1 protein-coding gene is annotated in these 805 nt (G+C 71.2%); it reads left to right on the top strand.

What is annotated here, in order from left to right:
* The coding region (locus tag D9599_RS30770) for an alpha/beta fold hydrolase (RefSeq protein WP_198385139.1) at positions 1 to 805 on the top strand (805 nt) is incomplete at both ends.

Genomic DNA, 805 nt, shown 5'->3' with positions numbered 1-805 from the left:
CGCCCGATGGAGTGCGGCTTGCGGCCTACGAGTTCGGCAACCCGCAGGGGCCGGCGATCCTCTTCCTGCACGGCTTTGCGCAGGCGGCGCTCTCCTGGGACCGGCAGCTGCGCGATCCTGAGCTCTCCCGCGCCTTCCGGATGGTGGCGATCGACCTGCGCGGGCACGGGATGAGCGCCAAGCCCGAGGGCGACGCCTTCTACAAGCCCGGCAAGGTCTGGGCCGACGACGTGCGGAGCGTCATCGCGGAACTCGGGCTGCAGCGGCCCGTGCTGGTCGGCTGGTCCTATGCCGGGCGGGTGGTCGGCGACTACCTCACCGCCCATGGTGCGGCGGGGCTGGCCGGGATCAACTATGTCGATGCCAGCAGCTCGCTCGGCGACCCGGCCTTCCTCGGGCCGGACGCGGGGCTGCTCGGCCCGCAGGCCATGCTGGCGCCGGGGATCGACGGCTTCGTCGATGGTACGATCCGCTTCCTGCGGTCCTGCTTCGCCACCCAGCCCGACGCCTCGGACTTCCAGACGATGCTCGCCTTCAACATGCTGGCGCCGCACTACGTGCGCGCGGGCCTCGCCGGGCGCCCGGCCGACTACGCGGCGGTGCTGAAGGGGCTGCGCCTGCCCGTGCTGGTCAGCCATGGCGAGAAGGACCGCATCCTGACCCCGGCCATGGCGCGGTTCACCGCCGCCACCGTGCCGGGTGCGAAGCTTTCTCTCTACCCAAACAGCGGCCACGCGCCGTTCTGGGAAGAGGCGCCCCGCTATAACCGCGAACTCGCGGAGTTCGTCACGCAAGCACAGGCAGC

The organism is Roseomonas sp. KE2513 (genome assembly GCF_016107305.1).
Classification (GTDB): Bacteria; Pseudomonadota; Alphaproteobacteria; order Acetobacterales; family Acetobacteraceae; genus Roseomonas.
The sequence above is the reverse complement of the archived record's forward strand: the minus strand, read 5'-3'. Positions and strand labels throughout refer to the sequence as shown.